The organism is Streptomyces sp. V4I2, assembly GCF_030817655.1.
Classification (GTDB): domain Bacteria; phylum Actinomycetota; class Actinomycetes; order Streptomycetales; family Streptomycetaceae; genus Streptomyces; species Streptomyces plumbiresistens.
This window is the reverse complement of the sequence record NZ_JAUSZM010000003.1, coordinates 9,330,384-9,350,739: the sequence shown is the minus strand read 5'-3', so window position 1 is coordinate 9,350,739 and position 20,356 is coordinate 9,330,384. Positions and strand designations below refer to the sequence as shown.

22 protein-coding genes and 1 pseudogene are annotated in these 20,356 nt (G+C 71.7%); 13 read left to right on the top strand and 10 right to left on the bottom strand.

Annotated features, from left to right (window positions below):
- Nucleotides 1-20: 20 nt before the first annotated feature.
- The 3 genes from QFZ76_RS43615 to QFZ76_RS43605 are packed head-to-tail and all read right to left on the bottom strand — an operon-like array spanning nucleotide 21 to nucleotide 3,010.
- A complete protein-coding gene (locus QFZ76_RS43615) occupies nucleotides 21-1,199 on the bottom strand; it encodes a 4-hydroxybenzoate 3-monooxygenase (RefSeq protein ID WP_307678874.1) in 1,179 nt (392 codons plus the stop codon).
- An 18-nt stretch (nucleotides 1,200-1,217) separates the two neighbouring features.
- On the bottom strand, nucleotides 1,218-2,264 hold the full coding sequence (locus tag QFZ76_RS43610) for a LacI family DNA-binding transcriptional regulator (protein WP_307678873.1): 1,047 nt from the start codon (nucleotides 2,262-2,264) through the stop codon (nucleotides 1,218-1,220).
- 59 nt (nucleotides 2,265-2,323) lie between these two features.
- Nucleotides 2,324-3,010 (bottom strand): TetR/AcrR family transcriptional regulator, encoded by a 687-nt coding sequence (locus QFZ76_RS43605; RefSeq protein ID WP_307678872.1) that lies wholly within the window; start codon nucleotides 3,008-3,010, stop codon nucleotides 2,324-2,326.
- A gap of 100 nt (nucleotides 3,011-3,110) precedes the next feature.
- Between QFZ76_RS43605 and QFZ76_RS43600 the strand changes: the two genes are divergently transcribed.
- Complete coding sequence (locus tag QFZ76_RS43600; RefSeq protein WP_307678871.1) at nucleotides 3,111-3,674, top strand: NAD(P)H-dependent oxidoreductase; 564 nt, start codon at nucleotides 3,111-3,113, stop codon at nucleotides 3,672-3,674.
- A gap of 89 nt (nucleotides 3,675-3,763) precedes the next feature.
- On the opposite strand, the gene QFZ76_RS43595 is transcribed toward QFZ76_RS43600, so the two are convergent.
- A complete protein-coding gene (locus tag QFZ76_RS43595) occupies nucleotides 3,764-4,669 on the bottom strand; it encodes a LysR family transcriptional regulator (protein WP_307678870.1) in 906 nt (301 codons plus the stop codon).
- A 114-nt stretch (nucleotides 4,670-4,783) separates the two neighbouring features.
- Between QFZ76_RS43595 and QFZ76_RS43590 the strand changes: the two genes are divergently transcribed.
- Nucleotides 4,784-5,002 carry a hypothetical protein gene (locus QFZ76_RS43590; protein ID WP_307678869.1) on the top strand — a complete coding sequence of 73 codons (219 nt, stop codon included), beginning with the start codon at nucleotides 4,784-4,786 and terminating at the stop codon, nucleotides 5,000-5,002.
- Here QFZ76_RS43590 and QFZ76_RS43585 read toward each other — a convergent pair.
- Both QFZ76_RS43585 and QFZ76_RS43580 read right to left on the bottom strand, forming a co-directional pair.
- The gene (locus QFZ76_RS43585) at nucleotides 4,978-5,859 is read right to left on the bottom strand and encodes an LLM class F420-dependent oxidoreductase (RefSeq protein WP_307678868.1); all 882 of its coding nucleotides are present in this window, start codon (nucleotides 5,857-5,859) and stop codon (nucleotides 4,978-4,980) included. The two genes, QFZ76_RS43590 and QFZ76_RS43585, sit on opposite strands and share 25 nt — an antisense overlap.
- Nucleotides 5,860-5,955: 96 nt before the next feature.
- Entirely contained in the window at nucleotides 5,956-6,924 is a 969-nt protein-coding gene (locus QFZ76_RS43580; protein ID WP_307678867.1) for a TerC family protein, read from the bottom strand.
- A gap of 247 nt (nucleotides 6,925-7,171) precedes the next feature.
- Between QFZ76_RS43580 and QFZ76_RS43575 the strand changes: the two genes are divergently transcribed.
- Together QFZ76_RS43575 and QFZ76_RS43570 are read left to right on the top strand one after the other, a co-directional pair.
- Nucleotides 7,172-8,149 (top strand): alpha/beta hydrolase, encoded by a 978-nt coding sequence (locus QFZ76_RS43575; RefSeq protein WP_307678866.1) that lies wholly within the window; start codon nucleotides 7,172-7,174, stop codon nucleotides 8,147-8,149.
- 107 nt (nucleotides 8,150-8,256) lie between these two features.
- The gene (locus QFZ76_RS43570; protein ID WP_307678865.1) at nucleotides 8,257-9,243 is read left to right on the top strand and encodes a helix-turn-helix domain-containing protein; all 987 of its coding nucleotides are present in this window, start codon (nucleotides 8,257-8,259) and stop codon (nucleotides 9,241-9,243) included.
- A 56-nt stretch (nucleotides 9,244-9,299) separates the two neighbouring features.
- Here the strand turns inward: QFZ76_RS43570 and QFZ76_RS43565 are convergent, their stop codons facing one another.
- Nucleotides 9,300-9,653 (bottom strand): hypothetical protein, encoded by a 354-nt coding sequence (locus QFZ76_RS43565; protein ID WP_266450998.1) that lies wholly within the window; start codon nucleotides 9,651-9,653, stop codon nucleotides 9,300-9,302.
- Nucleotides 9,654-9,830: 177 nt separating this feature from the next.
- On the opposite strand from QFZ76_RS43565, the gene QFZ76_RS43560 reads away from it, so the two are divergent.
- The 5 genes from QFZ76_RS43560 (at nucleotide 9,831) to QFZ76_RS43540 (ending at nucleotide 14,586) form a co-directional block, all read left to right on the top strand.
- Nucleotides 9,831-10,289 carry a MarR family winged helix-turn-helix transcriptional regulator gene (locus QFZ76_RS43560; protein ID WP_307678864.1) on the top strand — a complete coding sequence of 153 codons (459 nt, stop codon included), beginning with the start codon at nucleotides 9,831-9,833 and terminating at the stop codon, nucleotides 10,287-10,289.
- Nucleotides 10,290-10,758: 469 nt separating this feature from the next.
- Nucleotides 10,759-11,952 (top strand): CaiB/BaiF CoA-transferase family protein, encoded by a 1,194-nt coding sequence (locus QFZ76_RS43555; RefSeq protein ID WP_307678863.1) that lies wholly within the window; start codon nucleotides 10,759-10,761, stop codon nucleotides 11,950-11,952.
- Nucleotides 11,953-12,051: 99 nt separating this feature from the next.
- Complete coding sequence (locus tag QFZ76_RS43550; RefSeq protein ID WP_307678862.1) at nucleotides 12,052-12,798, top strand: GntR family transcriptional regulator; 747 nt, start codon at nucleotides 12,052-12,054, stop codon at nucleotides 12,796-12,798.
- 20 nt (nucleotides 12,799-12,818) lie between these two features.
- A complete protein-coding gene (locus QFZ76_RS43545; protein WP_307678861.1) occupies nucleotides 12,819-13,607 on the top strand; it encodes an electron transfer flavoprotein subunit beta/FixA family protein in 789 nt (262 codons plus the stop codon).
- 16 nt (nucleotides 13,608-13,623) lie between these two features.
- The gene (locus QFZ76_RS43540) at nucleotides 13,624-14,586 is read left to right on the top strand and encodes an electron transfer flavoprotein subunit alpha/FixB family protein (RefSeq protein ID WP_307678860.1); all 963 of its coding nucleotides are present in this window, start codon (nucleotides 13,624-13,626) and stop codon (nucleotides 14,584-14,586) included.
- Between the two features lie 201 nt (nucleotides 14,587-14,787).
- Here QFZ76_RS43540 and QFZ76_RS43535 read toward each other — a convergent pair whose 3' ends face one another.
- Nucleotides 14,788-15,495, bottom strand: coding sequence for an SDR family NAD(P)-dependent oxidoreductase (locus QFZ76_RS43535; RefSeq protein WP_307678859.1), 708 nt, complete (start codon nucleotides 15,493-15,495; stop codon nucleotides 14,788-14,790).
- Nucleotides 15,496-15,608: 113 nt separating this feature from the next.
- Between QFZ76_RS43535 and QFZ76_RS43530 the strand changes: the two genes are divergently transcribed.
- The 3 genes from QFZ76_RS43530 to QFZ76_RS43520 all read left to right on the top strand — a co-directional run bounded on the left by QFZ76_RS43530 (nucleotide 15,609) and on the right by QFZ76_RS43520 (nucleotide 19,161).
- Nucleotides 15,609-16,448, top strand: a complete 840-nt coding sequence (locus QFZ76_RS43530) for a helix-turn-helix transcriptional regulator (RefSeq protein ID WP_307678858.1) — start codon at nucleotides 15,609-15,611, stop codon at nucleotides 16,446-16,448.
- Between the two features lie 440 nt (nucleotides 16,449-16,888).
- The gene (locus QFZ76_RS43525; protein WP_307678857.1) at nucleotides 16,889-17,596 is read left to right on the top strand and encodes a hypothetical protein; all 708 of its coding nucleotides are present in this window, start codon (nucleotides 16,889-16,891) and stop codon (nucleotides 17,594-17,596) included.
- Between the two features lie 68 nt (nucleotides 17,597-17,664).
- Entirely contained in the window at nucleotides 17,665-19,161 is a 1,497-nt protein-coding gene (locus tag QFZ76_RS43520) for a FadR/GntR family transcriptional regulator (protein WP_307678856.1), read from the top strand.
- A gap of 58 nt (nucleotides 19,162-19,219) precedes the next feature.
- Here the strand turns inward: QFZ76_RS43520 and QFZ76_RS43515 are convergent, their stop codons facing one another.
- Together QFZ76_RS43515 and QFZ76_RS43510 are read right to left on the bottom strand one after the other, a co-directional pair.
- Entirely contained in the window at nucleotides 19,220-19,378 is a 159-nt protein-coding gene (locus QFZ76_RS43515; RefSeq protein ID WP_307678855.1) for a hypothetical protein, read from the bottom strand.
- Nucleotides 19,348-19,848, bottom strand: coding sequence for an alcohol dehydrogenase catalytic domain-containing protein (locus tag QFZ76_RS43510; RefSeq protein ID WP_307678854.1), 501 nt, complete (start codon nucleotides 19,846-19,848; stop codon nucleotides 19,348-19,350). Before QFZ76_RS43510 ends, QFZ76_RS43515 begins: the two co-directional genes overlap by 31 nt.
- A gap of 123 nt (nucleotides 19,849-19,971) precedes the next feature.
- Between QFZ76_RS43510 and QFZ76_RS43505 the strand changes: the two are divergent.
- Nucleotides 19,972-20,346: pseudogene (locus tag QFZ76_RS43505) on the top strand (RICIN domain-containing protein); the annotation flags it as partial.
- Nucleotides 20,347-20,356: the final 10 nt, after the last annotated feature.

Below are 20,356 nucleotides of genomic sequence, written 5' to 3'. Positions count from 1 at the left end.
GTTTCGGTCACCGGCGGGACTCACAGGGCGAGCGGGAGTCCCGAGTAGTTCGCGGCCAGTTCGGCCGCCGCGTGGCGGGATGCGGTGATCCGGCGCAGCCGCGCGAGCTGCATCCGCTGGTCGAACGCATCCCCGTTTGGTTGAGCGTGCAACATCCTAGTCATGTCGTACGAGAACCGGGTCGCCTGCCACACGCGGGCCAGGCACGACTCCGAATAGCTGTCGACGAGCCGCGCGGATCCCGTGCGGTGCAGCTCCGTGAGGGCACGGGCCAGGACGCGGACGTCGGACACGGCGAGGTTGAGACCCTTGGCGCCGGTGGGCGGGACGATGTGGGCGGCGTCCCCCGCGAGCAGCAGCCGGCCGTGGCGCATCGGCTCGTGGACGTAACTGCGCATCGGGGTCACGGACTTGGCGGTGATCGGACCGCGGTCCAGAGTCCAGTCGGCGTCGATCGCGAAGCGGGCGGCGAGTTCGTCCCAGACGCGCTCGTCGGGCCAGTCGCCCGGATCGGTTCCGTTCGGGACCTGGAGATAGAGGCGGGAGACCGACGCGGAACGCATGCTGTGCAGGGCGAAGCCGCGTTCACCGCGGGCGTAGATCAGCTCGTCGCAGGACGGCGGGACGTCGGCGAGGATCCCCAGCCAGGAGTACGGGTAGTCATGGGCGTACGTCCGGCTCGTCTCCGTGGGGAAGGCGTCGCGGGCGATGCCGTGGGAGCCGTCGCAGCCGACCACCCAGTCGCAGGTGAGCGTCCGTTCGCGGCCCTCGTGCCGGAAGCGGACGACGGGCCGCTCGCTCTCCGGCTTCTCGACCGCCAGCGCCTCCGCCTCGAAGAACAGCGGTGGCCCGTCGGCCAGTTGGAGCTCGATGAGGTCCTTCACGATCTCGGTCTGGGCGTAGATCGTGACGGTACGGCCGCCGGTGAGGGCCGGGAAGTCGATGCGGTGGCGCTCGCCCGCGAACCGCAGCTCGATGCCGTGGTGCACCAGCCCCTCGGCGTCGAGACGGCCGGCGGCGCCCGCCTCGCGCAGCGCGTCGACCGTGCCCTGCTCCAGCATTCCGGCGCGCTGGCGCTGTTCGACGTACTCCCGCGTCCTGCTCTCCAGGACCGCGCAGTCGATGCCCGCCCGGTGCAGCAGACGGGCCAGGAGCAGTCCGGCGGGGCCGCCGCCGATGATGCCGACCGTCGTGCGCATGGGCCGCCTCCCTGGGGGTCAGCTGGAGTCGCGGTGCACCACCGAGGCTCCCAGCACCGTGTGCGTCTCGGGCGCGGCGCCGGGGTTGCGCACCGCGCGGTCGACCAGGTCGGCCAGATCGCGGCCGGACGGCAGCTCGATGTGCACGGTACTCAGTCTGGGCCGCAGCAGCCGTCCGAGCATCAGGTCGTCGGCGCCGATCACCGCCGTCTCCTGCGGGATGCCGACGCCCTCGTCCTGCAGGGCGCGCATCAGCAGCATCGCGTACTCGTCGTTGTAGGCGAACACGGCGTCCAGGCCGAGCTCGCGCCAGCGGGCCGCGAGCCGTGCGGCGGCGGCCTCCTCGTAGGCGAGGGGCAGGTCGGCGACGGTGGCGTCGGTGCCGTGCAGGGCCCGTCGTACGCCTTCCAGGCGGGGCATGGAGAAGGCGTCCAGGCCGGGTTCCTCGGGGACGACGACGCCGATGCGGCGCCGGCCGCGGGCGTACAGGTGGGTGCCGGCGCAGAGGCCGACGGCCTCGTGGTCCATGAGCAGGGCGTGGGCGCCCTCGACGGCCTCGGAGCCGAGGGTGACCACGGCCCGGGCGCCGGAGCGCTTGAGCACCGCGACGTCCTTGGGGCCGAGGCCGGAGCCGGGCACCAGGACGGCGACCGGGCGCAGCTCGGCCCAGGCGCGGGCGGCCTCGGCGCCGTGCAGGCCGACGGTGCCGAACTGCACGACCGTGTACTCGAGACGGCCCAGGGCCCACTGGAGTTCGCTGATGAACTGGCTGTAGAGCGGGCCGACCGGGAAGGTGGGCGCGGGCATCAGGACCATCCGGCTGTGGCCGGCGCGCAGGCTGCGGGCTGCCGCGTGCGGCACGTACCCGAGTTCCTTCGCGGCCTCGTGGACGCGGCGGCGGGTGGGCTCGCTGATCCGGACGGCGCTGGTGTTGTTGAGGACGTAGGAGACGGTCGCGCGCGACACGCCGGCCAGGCGAGCCACATCGGCGCTCGTGGGCACAGAGCGCGGTACGGGCGACGCGGGCGCGGGCGTTTTCGGTATCTGCACCATGACGTACCGCATCTTTGCAGAACCTGTGCGCGATGCTTTCGGGTGGGGGAACTTCGCGACCGAAGCGATGGTCAGCGCGGCTGCGAGGCCGCGGGGGCCGTCACCCGGTCGACCAGGTCGCACCAGCCGGCCTCCAGGCGCTCCATCGGCATCCCACACTGCACGGTCAGGTGATGGACCAGGACGGGGGCGAGATAGCCCATCAGGGTGTGGGCGAGGAGCTCGGTGTCCGAGTCCGGAACCGCCTGCCGCAGCAGCATGGCGACATGGCCGCGCTGGACGCGGCGGGCCGGGACGGAGAACCGGCGTTCCGGGCTCGGCTCGGCCGCCAGTTGCAGGTCGAGTTCGGCGGCCGAGCGGCGCAGCAGGGCGCAGCCGAACGCCCGCAGCCGCTCGGCGGGGGGTGCGCCGGGCCCCAGCGGCGCGGGACCGCCGAGGAAGGCCGCCTGGAACTTCTTCTCGGAGTGGTCGAGCAGCGCGGTCAGCAGGCCGGTGCGGTCGCCGAAGCGTCTGAAGACTGTGCCCTTGCCGACGTTCGCCGCGGCGGCCACCGCCTCCATCGTCACACCGGCCGCGCCGTGCTCCGCCACCAGCCGGGCGGCCGCTTCCAGCAGCCGGGCCCGGTTGCGCGCGGCGTCGGCACGCAGGCAGGGCTCCTCCTCAAGAGGGCCGACCTGGAGCAACTCGGGCTGCGGGACGGGCTCCTGGGACTGCGGGAAGGGCGGCAGAACGGCGGACATGAAAACAGCGTAAAGCATCGGGAACAAAACTGGACCGCGGTCCGGTTAGGATGCTAGAAAGTTAAACGGACCCCGGTCCGGATCGTAACGGCAGTGTTTCAGCACCCTGGAGTTTCGTATGTCTGTTCGCATTCTCGCTCTCGTCGGCAGCCTCCGCGCCGGTTCGACCAACCGCCAGCTCGCCGAGGCGGCCGTCAAGCACGCTCCCGAGGGCGCCGACGTGGTGCTGTTCGAGGGCCTGGCGGACATCCCCTTCTACAACGAGGACGTCGACGTCGAGGGCAGCGTCCCGGCCGCCGCCGCCAAGCTGCGCGAGGCCGCTGCCGCCGCCGACGCCTTCCTGCTCTTCTCCCCCGAGTACAACGGCACCATCCCGGCCGTCCTGAAGAACGCCATCGACTGGCTGTCGCGCCCGTACGGTGCCGGCGCCTTCGGCGGCAAGCCCGTCGCGGTGGTCGGCACCGCCTTCGGCCAGTACGGCGGCGTCTGGGCGCAGGACGAGGCCCGCAAGGCCGTGGGCATCGCCGGCGGCAAGGTGATCGAGGACCTCAAGCTCTCCATCCCCGGCTCCCTGACCCGCTTCGCCGAGACCCACCCGTCCGACGACGCCGAGGTCGCCGCGCAGCTCACCGAGGTGGTCGCCCGTCTGCACGGCCACGCGGGCGAAGTGGCCGCCGCCTGACGCGTCCTTGACCTCGCACGGGGGCTGTTACGCGGAAGAGGGCCGGAGCCCGTACAGGGCTCCGGCCCTCTTCCGCGTGTGGTTGTACGTCACGCCACCGCCGTCGGCGCCAGCTCCCGCAGCTCCGCCAGCGCGGCCACCACCGCGGGCCGGCTCCGGCCGCCCCGGCGGGTGCAGGTGAGCAGCTTGCGGTGCGGGTTGCCCGTGCAGTGCACCCGCGCGATCGGCAGGTGCGGGGTGAGGTGGGCCAGCCGTGGGATCAGCGCGACGCCGAGCCGGTTCGCGACCAGGTGGGCGGTGACGTTCCAGTCCAGGGCGTGATGGACCACGTCCGGCGTGAACCCGGCCTCACCGCACGCCGACAGCACATGCGGACGACAGGGGCTCTCCGGCACCGGGGCGATCCAGTCCTCGTGCGCCGCCTCGGCGAGCTCGACGCGGGCGCGCCCGGCGAGCGGATGGTCCTCGGGGACGACCAGGTCGAAGGGGTCGTCCAGCAACGGCTGCTGGTCGAAGCGCGCGTCGCCGAGCGGCGGGTTGTGCGGGGTCGCCTCCACGACCGCCAGGTCGGTCTCCCCCTCGAAGAGCAGGTCGAAGCTCTCCGGCACCGGCGCCTCCTGGATGCGGACGACCAGCCGCGGATGCCGCTCGCGCAGCCGGACCGCCATCGGGGCCAGCAGCACCGAGATGGCCACCGGGAAACCGCTCACCCGCAGCGGCCCGGCTGGTTCGCCGCGGTCGGCGCGGAGATCGAGTTCGGCCTGTTCCCAGCGGGCCTGGATGGCGTCGGCGTGCGCGAGCAGGCTCTCGGCGGCCGGGGTGAGCCGTACTCCGCGCCCCTGTGGTTCGAGGAGGTCGACGCCCAGCTCGCGGGCGAGCTGGCGGATCTGCTGGGAGGCGGCGGAGGGGGTGAAGTGCAGCGCACCGGCAGCGGCGGTGACCGTGCCGTAGTGCGCCACCGCCCGCAGGACATGGAGCCGGCGCAGATCAATCATGAAGTCCACGCTTCAAGGTGGAGTCCGGAAAGTCAACCTGGACATGCACGAAGACTCCGACGCACCCTGGCTGTGTCGCGACGGCCCACCAGCCCTTGGTACGAAGGAGTTCCCATGACCAGCACGACCGGAGCCGTCTGCCCGCACTGCGGCTGGCCCGACGGCGCCGAGCCCTTCCAGGTGGTGTCCCGGCACTGCACGGCAGCAGGTACCACGGTGTGGACCCGGTGCGGCTGCGGTTCGCTCCAGGTCCGGGTCGTCGACGGCCGGGGCACGCGGATCGTCTCCCGCAGCCGCCCGGCCGCGGCTCAGTCCAGCTCGGCCAGCCGCTGAACGGCCGGGGCCACGAAGCGCTCGATCCACTCGGCCGGCTCCCCGATGCGCGGCGCCAGGATCACCGTGTCGATGCCGAGCTTGGTGTAGCCCGCGATGTCCCGGGTGAAGGCGGCGAGGTCGCCGTCGGTGGCCGGTTCGCCCGTGTAGGCGACGGTCTTGCGGATCTCGTCGGGGTCGCGGTTCTCGGCCTCGCAGTGGCCGCGCAGGACGTCGAGCTTGTGCCGGACCTCTTCCGGCGAGGTGGCGAACAGGTTGCAGGCGTCGCCGTAGCGGGCGACCAGGCGGAGCGTCTTGCGCTCGCCACCGCCGCCGATCATGATCTCGGGGCGCGGGCTGCTCACCGGCGCCGGGACGCACAGGGTTTCGGCGAGCCGGTAGTGCTCCCCCTCGAAGGGGCCGTTCGCCCGCGGGTCCCACATCTGCCGGCAGATCCGCAGGGTCTCCTCCAGCCGCTCGAAGCGCTCCGCGAGCGGCGGGAACGGCACGCCCAGCCCCTCGTGCTCACGGTCGTACCAGGCCGCCCCGATGCCGAGGGTGGCCCGGCCCTCGGACAGGACGTCCAGTGAGGTGACGATCTTGGCGAGCAGACCGGGGTGGCGGTAGGTCACTCCGGTGACCAGGGCGCCGAGTCGGACCGTGGAGGTGTGGGCGGCGAGGTAGCCCAGCGTCGTGTACGCCTCCAGCATCGGGGCCTCGGCGCCGCCGTTGAACTCCATCTGGAAGTAGTGGTCCATCACCGACAGCCAGCTCACGCCGGCTTCCTCGGCCGCGGCGCCGGTGGCGGCGAGTTCGGCGCCGAGTGCGGGTCCGCCCCCGCCGTGGTCGAACCGGTTGATGTGCACGCCCACCCGCATGTCCGCCTCCGCTCCCCGGGATCACCCGGTCCTTCACCGACCCTGGTGACGCTAGGCCTTGAAGCGCTCTCGAAGTCAAGCGTGACCGCGGCCGCCTCAGGCCACGCGCTCGGCCTCGGCCGCCTCCTGCTTCTTCGCGGCCCGCAGACTCGTCAGCGTCGTGACCGCCAGGACGAGCACGATGAAGCCCAGCGAGAAGGGGATGCCGATCTCCGGGACGTGCACGCCGGACTCGTGCAGCGCGTGCAGGACCAGCTTGACGCCGATGAAGCCCAGGATGATCGACAGACCGTAACTGAGGTGGACCAGCTTCCTGAGCAGGCCGCCGATCAGGAAGTACAGCTGCCTCAGGCCCATCAGGGCGAACGCGTTGGCCGTGAACACGATGTACGGGTCCTGCGTCAGCCCGTAGATGGCCGGGATCGAGTCCAGGGCGAACAGGACGTCGGTGGAGCCGATCGCGAGCATCACGACCAGCATCGGGGTCATCACCCGCTTGCCGTTCTCCTCGATCCACAGCTTGGTGCCGTGGTAGCGGTCGGCCACGCCGAAGCGCTTCTCCACCGCCTTCAGCAGCTTGTTCTCCTCGTACTCCTCGTCATGCCCCTCTTTGCGGGCGTCCTGGACCAGCTTCCACGCCGTCCAGATCAGGAAGGCACCGAAGAGGTAGAACACCCACGAGAACGCGGAGATGATCGCCGCGCCGGCCGCGATGAAGCCCGCGCGCAGCACCAGGGCCATGATCACGCCGACCATCAGCACGCGTTGCTGGTACTGGGACGGCACCGCGAACTTGCCCATGATCAGGACGAAGACGAAGAGGTTGTCCACGCTCAGCGACTTCTCGGTGACGTATCCGGCGAAGAACTCACCGGTGGGCCCCGAACCGCCGAAGACGAACAGTCCGACGCCGAACAGACAGGCGAGGACGACCCAGACGACCGTCCAGGTCCCCGCCTCTCTGATCGACACGTCATGGGGTTTTCGTCCGATGAAGAAGTCCGCGGCGACCAGCGCGCACAGACCTGCGACGGTCAGCAGCCAGACGGTGAGGGAGACGTTCACTGATACTCCTGGTGCGTGGGGGGCATCGACAGCGTTGCCAGGCCTTTGGATTCCTTCCACCGCCGATAGGTGAAGATCAGGCCATGTCCTGGCAAAGATCGGCAGGTCACACTGGCACATGGCCGGAAAGCGCGGGGGCCCACCCGCCGAACGGCGGGCAGGTTCCGCCGCACGGCGGCGCCCCGCGCGTCGGACGGTGCGCGAATCATGGCGCAACGAGCCGCCGCGCCCCGCGTGAGGAGATCACATGAGCCACGTCCCGCCCCCGTTCGACCCGGAACTCGCCGCCGCCCTGGACCTGATCAAGGACTTCCTGTCGCCCGGATTCACCCCGGACGAGATCGACGCCATACGCCAGGGCCCGGGCATCCAGCTGCTCGCCGAGCTGGACCTGACCATGGACGGCCATTTCAAGGTCGAGGACCGTACGGTGCCAGGACCCGAGGGAGCTCCCGAGATCTCGCTGCTGATCTGCCGGCCCACCGCTCCGGACTTGGCGGGCGTGCCGCAGCCCGTCGTGTACCACGTGCACGGCGGCGGCATGGTCCTCGGCAACAACCGGGTGGGCGTGGACGGCCCGCTGGCCTGGGCGAAGGAGCTGGGCGCGGTCGTGGTGTCGGTCGAGTACCGGCTGGCGCCCGAGCATCCGCATCCGGCGCCGATCGAGGACGTCTACGCCGGTCTCGTCTGGACGGCCGAGCACGCGGCGGAGATCGGCGGTGACCCCGAGCGCATCGTCATAGCGGGCGCGAGCGCGGGCGGCGGTCTGTCCGCGGCGCTGGCCCTGCTCACCCGGGACCGCAAGGGCCCGCGGCCGATCGGCCAGCTGCTGATGTGCCCGATGCTGGACGACCGCAACGACACCGTCTCCAGCCACCAGATGGCGGGCCTCGGCGTGTGGGACCGGACGGCGAACGAGACCGGCTGGGGTGCCCTGCTCGGCGAGGCGTGTGGCGGCCCGGACGTGCCCGCGTACGCGGCACCGGCCCGCGCCGAGGACCTGTCCGGGCTGCCGCCGGCCTTCCTCGACGTGGGTTCCGCGGAGACCTTCCGGGACGAGGTCGTCGCCTACGCCACCCGGCTCTGGCAGGCGGGAGGAGCGGCCGAGCTGCACGTGTGGCCCGGCGGCTTCCACGGCTTCGACGGCTTCGCCCCGCAGGCGGCCCTGTCGCAGGCGGCCCGGGCGGCGCAGTTGGCTTGGCTGCGGAGGCTGCTGGGTGGGTGACCCGGGGGAGGTGGGCCGGGGCGTCGGCGCGTCTGCTGGGCCGTAACCCGAAAGTCATCCTGCCCCACAGCTCCACGGAACGTGGCCGCATAGCGCACCATGGACGCATGAAAGAGCTGGCCGGGCGTCTGACCGCGCTCGACCCGGACGCCGGTGCCGCCGTCCAGGTCATCGCCTACTTCGACCGGCTGGCCGAGTCCCGGGCCGGTCTGGAGGCGCTGGTGCGTGGGGCCGCGGTGCTGGCCGGGGTGCCCGCGCGGCTGGTCGACGCCGGCCGGCGGGTCTTCGTCCGGGTGGAGGCCGACGGCACCCGCCGGGACACGGAAAACCTGCCCCCGGACCCCGTCTGGCCGTCGGCGGCGCTGACTCCTGGCGGGGCCGCCGCCCTGTGGCTGGAGCGGGCGGAGGCGGTGCCCAGTGTGGTCGACGCGGTGATCCTGGAGCGGGCCGCCGGTGCCATCCGCATCGTCCTCGACCGCACCCGGGGCCGGGTGCCCGTCGACGATCCCGCGCTGGTCGAGACGGTGCTGGACGCCACCGCCCCGGAACCGGCCCGGCTGCACGCGGCCCGCGGGCTGGGCCTGGACCCCGCGGCGTCGGCGCGTGCGCTGGCCCCGCGTGACGGACGGCCCCGGATCGTCGCCGGGGAGGCCGAGTTGCCCGTCGGCCGGCTGGGCGTCGGCCCCGCCGTCCCGGTGCTGGACCTGCCGCACTCCTGGGCCGCCGCCCGTACCGCCCTGAGGTTCACCGCGGACGGCACCGCACAGGACCCGGGACCGCGTGTCGTGCACGCCGACGAGCTCGGCGGCGTCGCCCTGCTGGCCGACCTCGTCGCCCCCGGCGCCGAACCCCCGCCCGATGTCCGGACGTTGGAGGCGGCGGCCGCGACCACACCCTGGCTGCTGGCCACCCTGCACGCGGTGGCCGCGACGACGAGCCTGCGCGCGGCGGCCGCCGAGATCAACGTGCACCACTCCACGCTCCAGGACCGGCTGACCCACGCCGAGCACCTCCTCGGCTGGCCGTTGCGCACCCCGCAGGGCCGACTCAGACTCCATCTGGCCCTGACCATGCGGCACTTGGCACGGTCGTAACGGTCCCGTCCATAGCGGTCCCGTCCGCAGCGGTCACGCCGGCGCTGTCCCGACCGTCAGCGGAACTCGTGGACGACCTGGATCCTGCCGACGATGTGGGCGTTGAACTCGTCCAACTCCTCGGCGGGCACCCACAGTTCGAGGATCGTCCGGCCGCCCGCCTGCTGGACGGGGTAGCGGCCCAGGAACTCCGTGTCGACCTCGAAGCGGGTGACGTAGCCGGCTCCGTCGTGCTTGACGTTCCAGTCCCGGGCGATCCGGACCGCGTAATCCTCGTTGAGGACGGGGTAGAAGATCGGCTGCTCGGGCAGCCGCGGCGGCCAGGCACGCCAGTCCAGCTCGCGGACCAGGGCCAGCTCCTCGGGTCCGGTGGGGCGCCAGAGGGTGGTCGTGGCTCGGCGGCCGGTCATGGGTATCGCTCTCCGTGCTGGGTGCGGCAGTTGAGGTCTGGACCCTATCGGGGCGCGTGCGGGAGAGCTACGGATTACCTGACAGTACTTGCATACGCGTGATAAACGCGTTCGCTGGAACTTTCACGGATGCCCTATCCTGGACGGTCAGTACCTCGGGACGGAGGAGCACGCCCCATGACCGCCACAGACCCCGCACTCACCGCCCTCGCGCAGGGCTGGTGCGCCCTGTCCCTGCTGCACGGCAGGATCGAGGCCCACATCGAGCGGGCCCTGCAGGCGGGACACGACCTGAGCGTGCGCGAGTACTCCCTGCTCGACGTCCTCAGCCGCCAGCACGACGGCGAGGGCGGCCACCTCCAGATGAAACAGGTCGCCGACGCAGTCGTCCTCAGCCAGAGCGCCACCACCCGCCTGGTCACCCGCCTCGAAGACCGCGGCCTGCTCTCCCGCTACCTCTGCCCCACCGACCGCCGCGGCATCTACACCGACGTCACCCCGGCCGGCCTCCAACTCCTCGAAGAGGCCCGCCCCACCAACGAGACCGCCCTGCGCGAAGCCCTCGACACTGCCGCCCACAACCCCGAACTCGCCCCACTCGTACGAGCGGTCGAGACCCTCCGCACGCCCGCCTGAGGCCAGGTGCGGGCGGTTTCACCGACGTCGGTTCATCAAGGCCGGGGCCTCGTGGCCGCAGCTCGTACCGCTGCCGTGGGTGACGGCGGGAGTTGCGCGAGCCGGCGACGAGGAGATCATCGCGCTCGTGGCCCGTCGCCGGGGAATGGCGCGGGAACTCCCGCATCCCGCGCATGCCCGCGCCGTCGATCCCGACTTCGCGGAGACCGTCCGGGGACCACGACCCGCTACCGCCAGGAACTGGCCGGCGCCGGCGAGCTCGTCGCCCGGGCCGTCATCGTGCTCTGCCTTCCGGACCGGCCGTCCTGAAACGGTCTTCGGTGCGGCCGCGTGCCGCATTGGTGCGTACAAAGCGCCGACATGACGCCGATGGTTTCGCCAAGACGTCGGGAGGGTGTCGAAGAGCACAGGTGACAGGCGGGTGGCCGTCGTTGACAGGCTCTGGAATTTGGCCGTACAAATGGGCCGTATGAGCGTCCCGCAGCGGCCCCTGGCCGGGATCACCGTGGTCAGCCTGGAACAGGCCGTGGCCGCTCCCTACGCCACCCGGCAGCTCGCCGACCTCGGCGCCCGGGTCATCAAGGTGGAGCGGCCGGGCGACGGCGACTTCGCCCGCCGGTACGACACGACCGTGCACGGCCAGTCCAGCTACTTCGTCTGGCTCAACCGCTCCAAGGAGTCCCTCACGCTGGACCTCAAGGACCCGCGGGGCCTGGAGATCCTGCACCAACTCCTTGACGGCGCCGACGTGTTCGTCCAGAACCTCGCACCGGGCGCCGCCGACCGCCTCGGCCTCGGCACGGCCGCCCTCGCCGAGCGCTTCCCCCGGCTGATCCCGTGCACGATCTCCGGCTACGGCACCTCCGGCCCGTGGGCCGACCGCAAGTCGTACGACCTGCTGGTGCAGTGCCAGACCGGGCTGGTCTCCCTGACCGGAACCGCCGAGGAGACCGCCCGCGTCGGGATCTCCGTCGCCGACATCGCCGCCGGGATGTACGCCTACAGCGGCATCCTCACCGCCCTCTACACCCGCGCCACCACCGGCACCGCGCACCCGGTGGAGATCTCCCTGTTCGAAGCGCTGGCGGAGTGGATGGGCCAGCCCGCCTACTACACCCAATACGGCGGCACGCAGCCCGCGCGCCTGGGCACCCAGCACGCCACCATCGCGCCCTACGGCGCCTTCACGGCCGCCGACGGCAAGGACGTGCTGTTCTCCATCCAGAACGAACGCGAGTGGGTCGCCCTGTGCGCCGGCTTCCTCGGCCGGCCCGAACTCGCCGACGACCCGCGTTTCGCCACCGGCTCCGACCGGGTCGCCCACCGCGAAGAGCTCAACACCGTGGTGGCCGAACGCTGCGCCCGGTCCGACGCCGCACAGATCCTCAAGGACCTGGAGGACATCGGCATCGCCTGCGCCGGGGTCAACGACGTCGCCGCGTTCCTCGACCACCCGGTCCTGGCCGCCCGCGACCGCTGGCGCGAGGTGGGCGTGCCGGGCGGTGCCACGGTGCGGGCACTGCTCCCGCCGGCCGACCTCGCGGGCATGTCCGCGCGGATGGACCCCGTTCCGGCGGTGGGTGAACACACCCGGGCGATCCTCGCCGAACTCGGCCGCGACCTCGACGACATCGAGGCGCTGCGCGCCGACGCGGTGGTCTGAGGACTGCCATGGAGGAGACACGAGTGGCTGCCGTGGATCAGACCCGAGCGATGAGGAGCGTGGCGGTCGTGGCGCGGTCGGCGGAGCGGGGTGGGCCGCATGGCTGAACCCGCACAGCGCGAAAGCACCTACCTGCGGCTCGCCCGTGAGCTGCGGGCGGCGATCCTGCGGCACGACTACCCCGAGGGCGTACGGCTGCCCACGGAGGCCGAGCTGGCACAACTGCACCGGGTCAGCAGGCAGACCGTGCGGCGGGCGTTCCAGGACCTGGTCGCCGATGGGCTGGTCCACCGGGTGCCGGGCCGCGGCACCTTCGCCGCGCCCCGCGACGAGCAGTACCTGCGCCAGTTCGGCTCGGTGGACGACCTGATGGGGCTGTCCATCGACACCCGCATGAACGTCGTCACGCCCCTGCACCGGCGGGTCGACGTCGACGCGGCGGGCCGCCTCGGTCTGCACACCGACCAGGTGTACAAGCTCGCCTTCCTCCGGCTGCACGAGGACACCGCGTTCTGTCACACCTCCGTCTTCCTGCCGCCCGACGTCGGCCGGCTCCTCGAGCCGGTTCCGGAGCTGGCGGAGCCCAGTGTCCCCAGCGCCTTCACCGTCATCGGACTGCTCGACGGACGGCTTCCCGAGCCGATCGCCGAGGCCGAGCAGAGCATCACCGTCGCGGACGCCACACCCGAACTCGCGGCGCATCTGGGCTGCGAACCGGGCCGGGCGCTGCTGCGCATCGACCGCGTCTACCAGTCGGTCGCCGGACAGCTCGTGGAGCTGGCGATCAGTCACTTTCTGCCCGAGCACTACTCGTACCGCGTGCGGCTTCGACGCAGCGGTCACTGACATGGAAACAGGAGAGGGTTGTGAGCTTGAGGATCGTTGTCACTGTGAAGTACGTGCCCGACGCCACTGGCGACCGGCACTTCGCCGATGACCTGACCGTCGACCGGGACGACGTGGACGGTCTGCTCTCCGAGCTGGACGAGTACGCGGTCGAGCAGGCGCTGCAGATCTCCGAGAACTCCGATGACGATGTCGAGGTCACCGTCCTGACGGTGGGTCCCGAGGACGCCAAGGACGCGCTGCGCAAGGCGCTGTCGATGGGTGCGGACAAGGCGGTCCACGTCGAGGACGAGGACCTGCACGGTACGGATGCGATCGGCACCTCGCTGGTGCTGGCCAAGGCGGTCGAGAAGGCCGGTTACGACCTGGTGATCTCCGGTATGGCGTCCACCGACGGCACCATGGGTGTGGTGCCGGCGCTGCTGGCGGAGCGGCTGGGGGTGCCGCAGGTGACGCTGCTGTCCGAGGTGTCCGTCCAGGACGGGGTCGTCAAGGGCCGCCGGGACGGCGACTCGGCCACCGAGCAGCTGGAGGCCTCGCTGCCGGCCGTGGTGTCGGTGACCGACCAGTCGGGTGAGGCGCGCTACCCGTCGTTCAAGGGCATCATGGCGGCGAAGAAGAAGCCGGTTGCGGCCTGGGACCTGTCCGACCTGGACCTTGAGGCCGAGGAGGTCGGACTCGACGGCGCCTACACGGTCGTCGACTCCGCGGCCGAGCGCCCGGCGCGTACCGCAGGCACGATCGTCAAGGACGAGGGCGAGGGCGGCAAGCAGCTCGCCGAGTTCCTCGCGGGCCAGAAGTTCATCTGAGAGAGGTCACGGATCCATGGCTGAAGTTCTCGTCTACGTCGACCACGTGGACGGCGCCGTCCGCAAGCCCACCCTGGAGCTGCTGACCCTGGCCCGCCGCATCGGCGAGCCGGTCGCCGTCGCGCTGGGCGCGGGTGCCGCCGACACCGCCGCCGTTCTCGGCGAGCACGGCGCGACCCGCGTGCTCACGCACGAGGCCGCCGAGTACGCCGACTACCTGGTCGTCCCGAAGGTGGACGCCCTGCAGGCCGCCTACGAGGCGGTCTCCCCCACCGCCGTGCTGGTGCCGTCCTCCGCCGAGGGCAAGGAGATCGCCGCCCGCCTCGCGCTGCGCATCAACTCCGGCATCATCACCGACGCGATCGACCTGGAGGCCGGCGAGGCGGGCCCGGTGGCCACCCAGTCGGTGTTCGCCGCGTCCTTCACCACCAAGTCCCGCATCGCCAAGGGCACCCCGGTCATCACCGTCAAGCCCAACAGCGCCGCCGTGGAGGCCGCCCCGGCCGACGGTACGGTCGAGGCCCTGGCCGTCACCTTCTCCGCGCAGGCCACCGGCACCAAGGTCACCGCCCGCACCCCGCGCGAGTCCAGCGGCCGCCCGGAGCTGACCGAGGCCGCGATCGTGGTCTCCGGCGGCCGCGGCGTCAACGGCGCCGAGAACTTCGCGATCATCGAGGCCCTGGCCGACTCCCTGGGCGCGGCCGTCGGCGCCTCCCGTGCCGCGGTGGATGCGGGCTGGTACCCGCACACCAACCAGGTCGGCCAGACCGGCAAGAGTGTCTCCCCGCAGCTGTACATCGCCTCCGGCATCTCCGGCGCGATCCAGCACCGGGCCGGCATGCAGACCTCGAAGACGATCGTGGCGGTCAACAAGGACGCCGAGGCCCCGATCTTCGACCTCGTCGACTACGGCATCGTCGGCGACCTCTTCGACGTCGTCCCCCAGCTCACCGAGGAGATCAACACCCGCAAGGGCTGACCGTGTTGGGTCCGGGCTGTACGGGGCACTCACGCCTGGAAACCCGCGTCGAGGGCGGCCCGGCCGGGGCCCACGGCTTCGTGGGCGAGGAGGACGCGCTCGGGGTTCAGGCCGTCGAGCAGGTAGCGACAGCCCTTGTCCTCCTCGCCGATCCGGGCGCTCGCCAGGACCCGGAGGCCGTCGGCTCATCCACTTGTGACCTCACCAGGGAAGGGGGCCCTCGGCGTCGAAATAGCCGCCGGTCGGGCCGTCGGGGCCCGTCTGCGCCATGCGCACGATGATCTCGGCGCCCTCCTCGACGGTCTGCGTGCCCGTCCTCCCGTTGAGATCGGTCGCGGTGAAGCCGGGCTCCACGGCGTTGATCCGCATGGCCGGGAACGCCTTCGCGAACTGCACGGTGATCATGTTGACGGTGGCCTTCGACGCCGGATAGGCGACGCCCGGGTAGTGGTACGCGGGAGTGGCCGGGTCACAGACGTTGGTGACCGAGCCGAGGCCGCTGCTGACGTTGACCACGACCGGCGTGGCCGAACGCCCCAGCAGGGGCAGGAAGGCGTGCGTGACGCGGATGACGCCGAAGACGTTCGTCTCGAACGCCGTCCGCATGTCGTCGGCGGTGACGTCCGCGGCGCCGGGCACGCTGTTGTCCTCGCGCCTCGCCTCGATGCCGGCGTTGTTGACCAGTACGTCGAGCCCGCCGTCTGCCTCGACGGTCTTGGCCGCGGCCTGCACGGAGGCCTCGTCGGTGACGTCGAGCTGGACGAAGCGGGCGCCGAGCTGTTCGGCGGCGCGGCGTCCGCGTTCGGCGTCCCGGGCGCCGATGTAGACGGTGTGGCCTGCGGCGATGAGCCGGCGGGCGGTCTCGAAGCCCAGCCCCTTGTTCGCTCCGGTGATCAGGGTTGTTGTCATGCGTCCAGGTTCCGGCGCGACGCCGCGGACAGCCAGGAGACCCTTCTTCCTGGGACTCCCAGTACCAGGCAGGTACCCGGCCGACAGTGGTCGTCGTGGTGTTCACTGGGGGCATGACGGCGACGGAACTCGGGCAGGCGCTACGGCGCTGGCGCGACCGGGTCTCCCCCGACACGGCCGGGCTGCCGTCCGGCGGACAGCGGCGCGCGGCGGGGTTGCGGCGCGAGGAGCTGGCCCTGCTGGCCGGGATCTCGGTCGACTACGTCACGCGCCTCGAACAGGGCCGGGCATCCAACCCGTCCGGGCAGGTCGTCGAGGCCCTGGCCCGGGCGCTGCGCCTGTCGGGGGACGAGCGGGCGTACTTGTTCCGGCTGGCCGGGCTGGTGCCCCCGGGGCCCGAGATGCCCGGGTACATCACGCCCGGCGTCCAGCGGTTGCTGGACAGACTGGTGGACACTCCCGTCGGTGTCTCCGACGCCGCCATGACGCTGCTGCTGGCCAACCCGATGTACGCGGCGCTGATGGGCGATCAGTCGGTCTTGCGCGGCTTCGAACGCAACGGCGTGTGGCGCAACTTCCTCGGCGCGCCCACCCGGGTCCGGCACACACCGGAGGAGCGGCGCGCCTTCGAGGTGGGCATGGTCTGCGAACTGCGCGCGACCTCCGCACGGTATCCCGCGGACCGTCAACTACGCCGTCTGATCGCGGAGTTGCACGCCGGGAGTGAGCGGTTCGCCGAGCTGTGGGACGCGGGCGTCGTCGGCCGCCTCGAGGCCTCGCGCAAGACGATCGAGCATCCGCAGGTGGGCCTGCTGACGCTGGACTGCGACCTGCTCCGGGTGGAGGGCAACGACCTGCACATCCTCGTCTACTCGGCCGAGCCGGGCAGCGAGGCCGCCGAGAAGCTGGGGCTGCTGTCCGTGGTGGGCACCCAGAGACTGGTCGAGCAGTAGGGCCTACTGGGCCTACTCCGGACGCACCCTCACCGGCGAGGAGTGAAGATTCCCGCGCTGCGCCGGCCAAGCGGGCCGTCAACCAGACCCCAGGACGTGCAGGCTTCGCCGCGGTCCAATCGGTGTTCGACGTTCAGCAGACCGGGCACGGCGACGCGCTCGGCGTGCCCAACTCCCAGATGTGGCAGTGACCTTCGACCCCACGCGCCGAGAATGCGGTTCTCTTCCCGTGACAACGTTCCTTTCCACAACGCTGTTCCTGCGCCCACCGTGGAAAGCCGCCCGACCCGCCGCAACCGCTCCGGAAGGTGCCCCGTCCTGAACCTCGGCGGGGCAGCGCTGACCAGCGTCTTTCCTCGGCCGCGCGGCCGGTTTCGGCAGGAGCGGCACGTTCGCCCGTCAAGGTGCGCCGTAGAGCGCTCACGGGGTAGGGATGTGCCGTGGACATCGACGAGGGGCTGATGCTCCGTCCGGACGGGCGGCCGGGGAATCCCGTGCGGTACCTGGTTCTCGACGACTGGCACCGCGCCGATCCGAGCAGTGTCGCGGCCGCCGCAGCCCGGGTGGCCGACTCCCTGTCGCCGACCGTGGGCATGGCGACCCGGCGGCCGCCGGACCGGCTGCGTCCGCTGTTGGACGCCCTGACCCTGACGTTGGCCGCACCGGACGTCGAAGCCGACGCCGCCGCCGACGCCCGGCAGCTGGTGTCCGTGGAGGATCCGCGGAAAGCGTTCGACGAGCTGGCCGACATCGTCGAGCATCACCCCCAAGCAAGCATCGCCCTGGGGCAGTTGCTGCGTCAGACGCCGTCGCTCGGCACGCTGCAGGGCCTGGCGGCCGAGGCCGCGGCGTACTCGATGCTGCTCGGCGGGACCGAGTTCGCGGCCTGGCTCGACGGGCGGGGGACGGCCCGTCCCGGCCGAGGCCAGGTCCGCGCTGGTGAAGGACGCCGCGTTCCCCAAGCACATGGGCCGCCCGGAGGAGTACGCCAAACTGGTGCTCGCCGTGGTCGACAACCCCATGCTCAACGGGCAGTGTCTGCGCCTGGACGCGTGGCAGCGCTTCGCGCCCCGATGAGCCGCCCTTCGCGAAAAGGGCCGGAAAACAGTACCCCCAACACGACATTTCAGCCCGGCCGACGTGTCTGACGTGCGCGGCGGCGTCAGGACGGCCACATATGCTGAGGATACGCAATGCCTTCTGAGGAGTTGGCCGCATGGCGACTGCCGCCGACCTCGAACCCGCCGACGGCGAGCGGGAGTCGGACCTCGCCGCGAGCGGGAGCGACGCCCCGGTCGGCAAGCTCGCCGCGCAGATCGCGCACCGTATCGAGGCGGACGTGATGCGCCGGGGCTGGCCCGTCGACGAGTCGCTCGGGTCCGAGCTGGAACTGCGCGGGCGCTTCTCGGTGAGCCGTTCGGTGCTGCGCGAGGCGGTGCGGCTGGTCGAGCACCACCAGGTCGCCCGGATGCGCCGGGGACCGGGCGGCGGTCTGATCGTCTGCGCTCCCGACGCGGGCCCGGCCACCCGGTCCATCGTGATCTACCTCGAATACGTCGGCACGAGCGTCACCGACCTGCTCCACGCCCGCCTCCTGCTCGAACCGATCGCCGCGGGACTGGCCGCCGACCGGATCACCGAGGAGGGCATCGAGACGCTGCGCGCCACCCTCGACGACGAGCGCGCGCACCGGGAGGACCTGGGCGTCGAGTCGCACGACCCGCTGCACCCGGTGCTCGGCAGACTCTCGGGGAATCCGGTGCTGCACCTCTTCATCGACGTGCTCACCCGCCTCACCGCGCGGTACGCGCACACCTCCCGCCGGATCGCCCGGGCGGAGGTGGTGGCCTCCGCGGAGGAGTCGTACGAGGCGCATCAGGCGATCGTCGACGCCGTGGTGGCCGGCGACGGTGCCCGTGCCCAGACGGCGCTCACCGCACACCTGGAATGGGTGGCCGCCTGGATCGAGAAGCACCGGGTACGCCGCACGCGGATCACGGGCAACGTGATCGAGCCCGAGGTGGCCGAGGGCCCGCGGGCCAAGCTGGCCGAGGTCGTCGCCTCCTGGATCCACGACGACATCGCCGCGCGCGGCTGGCAGGTCGGCTCGGTGCTCGGCTCGGAGGCCGATCTGCTCGCCCGCTACGGCATCAGCCGGGCGGTGCTGCGTGAGGCCGTGCGGCTGCTGGAGTACCACGCGGTGGCCCGGATGCGCCGCGGCCCCGGCGGCGGGCTCATCGTCACCGAACCGGAGCCGCAGGCCAGCATCGACACCATGGCGCTCTTCCTCGAGTACCAGGGCGTCACGGCCGACGATCTGCGGACCGTGCGCGACGCCCTCGAACTCGGCACCGTCGCCCGGGTGACCGCCCGGCACGCCGAGGGCGACCAGGAGGTGGCCGAGCGCCTGGCCGCGGCCGTCCGGTGGACCACCGAGGGCCGGGCCGACGATCCGCGCAAGGCCGACCTGTTCCACTCCGAGCTGGCCGAGCTGTCCGGCAATCCCGTGCTGTCGCTGTTCCTCGGCATCATCACCGAGCTGTTCCGCAGGCACGCGGACGGACAGGACCGGCAGTTGCCGGGCGACGCGGCGGCCGAAGAGGTCCGGCACGTGCACCAGCGCATCCTCGACGCGATCCTCGCGTCGGACTCCGGGGTCGCCCGGCACCGGATGCGACGTCATCTGGACGCGCTCGTTCCCTGGTGGCACTGACCGACCGCGTGCCTGCGGAACAGTTCGGTGGCTCTGACCGACCGGTGGCCGTGCCCGCTCAGTCGGTGACGCTGAACCGGGCCAGTTCGTGCGCCACCATGCCGGGCAGGTCCGGGGCGGGAGGCGCCGGCAGTTCCACGGCGTGCTCCCGGGTCGGCAGGAGTACGACCGCCGTGCCGGGCGTGGTCACCTCGCCCCGCTGGTTCTCGCAGCGCACCGCCAGATGCACCTCGGCCCGGCCGTCGACCTGCTTCTTGTCCACGGCCTCGCCGCGCACCCAGGTGGTGTGCCCAGGTAGTTGAACTTGCGGTGCTCGCAGCGCAGTTTCCACAGCCACCCGTCGTCGCCGATCCAGTCGGTGAGCAGAAGGCCGTCGGGAATCGGGCGCAGTGCCGCGAGGGGCGCCACGACCTGCTCGGCGAACGCGCCGCTGAGCACCGCCCCGGCCACCGGTGAACCCACCGCGGGCCCGGACACCCCGGGCCCCAGCCCGGTGACGACACCCGCGAACTCACTGCTGGGCGTGAAGGGCAGGGGCGCCGAGACCTGGTAGCGGTCCGCCGCGATGAGCACGTCGGGGTAGTTGACCGCCGCGGCGTGCACCCGGACCAGGAATCGCGGCAACCTTTCCCGGAGCGGTGACGACTGGTAGGTGACGCGCTCCACGAACTGCCGAACGAAGGTCACCACGTGAGTCAAAGAGCAGCCCTGCACCGCCGGTCACGGCGCGGGAGAACGAACCGCCGTACTGTTCTGATCAGCGTGGTGGCCACCGCTTTGGTCGGCGGCGCGATCACCGGCGGCATCCTGATGGGGTCATCGGACTCGGGGCCGGAGGCCGGCACCTACCGGCTGGTGAACGTCGCCGACGACCAGTGCCTGGCCGTACCGTCCGCCGCCACGGCGAGCGACGTCCAGCTGAACGAGGCGCCCTGCGACAGCGCCGCCGACCGGACCTGGCAACTGGCCTCCTCCGACGGCGGGTTCACCGTCAAGGCCGCGCACAGCGGACTGTGCGCCGGGGTGGAGAACGCGTCGAAGTCGGCGGGCCGGGCGGTACAGCAGCAGACCTGCGACGACACCGCCTCGCAGGTGTGGGAGCCGAAGCAGGCGGGGAGCGCGTACCACTTGGTCAACGCCGAGAGCGGCAAGTGCCTGGCCATCAAGGCCCGCCGGGCGCGGCAGGACTCCTGCG